We start from the raw sequence: 461 nt of genomic DNA, 5'->3' as shown, positions 1-461 counted from the left end.
GAATATTTTTTTTCATTTTTTCTCCCCCTGATAAATCGTAGTAATTACGATTTAAAATACAAAAAACGAAATCATTACGATTTACATATTGTATATTAACGCAAAGAAAACACGAAAGCAAGCGTTTCGTGCTTAATTTTTTTCGTCATATTTTGCTAAACTTTAGGAATCCTTTGGTTTCTTCTCAGGAACATAATCTATTCCCCCTGGATGAAAAGGGTGACATTTTAATATACGCTTTATTGTTAACCAGCCACCTTTCCAGGCGCCAAAGCGTTGAATTGCTTCAAGACCATATGCTGAACATGTAGGATAAAAGCGACATGTTGGTGGTTTTAAAGGTGAAATAACCGTTCGGTAAAAGCGGATTATTAATAAAAAAAGTTTCTTCATATTGGTTCATCCTTTTTTTATGTTTCAAAATCATTTTGTTCTTCTTCTTAAAAATCATTATACACCTT

Annotated in this window: 1 protein-coding gene; it reads right to left on the bottom strand. The window is 31.9% G+C overall.

Annotated features, from left to right (window positions below; genetic code table 11):
* Positions 1-162: 162 nt before the first annotated feature.
* Positions 163-393 carry a membrane protein insertion efficiency factor YidD gene (gene yidD, locus V7014_RS25470; RefSeq protein ID WP_335511633.1) on the bottom strand — a complete coding sequence of 77 codons (231 nt, stop codon included), beginning with the start codon at positions 391-393 and terminating at the stop codon, positions 163-165.
* Between the last annotated feature and the right edge of the window lie 68 nt (positions 394-461).

Origin of the sequence: Bacillus sp. JJ722 (assembly GCF_036963345.1) — a bacterium.
GTDB lineage: Bacteria > Bacillota > Bacilli > Bacillales > DSM-1321 > Bacillus_AD.
This window is presented reverse-complemented; position numbering and strand designations above follow the sequence as displayed.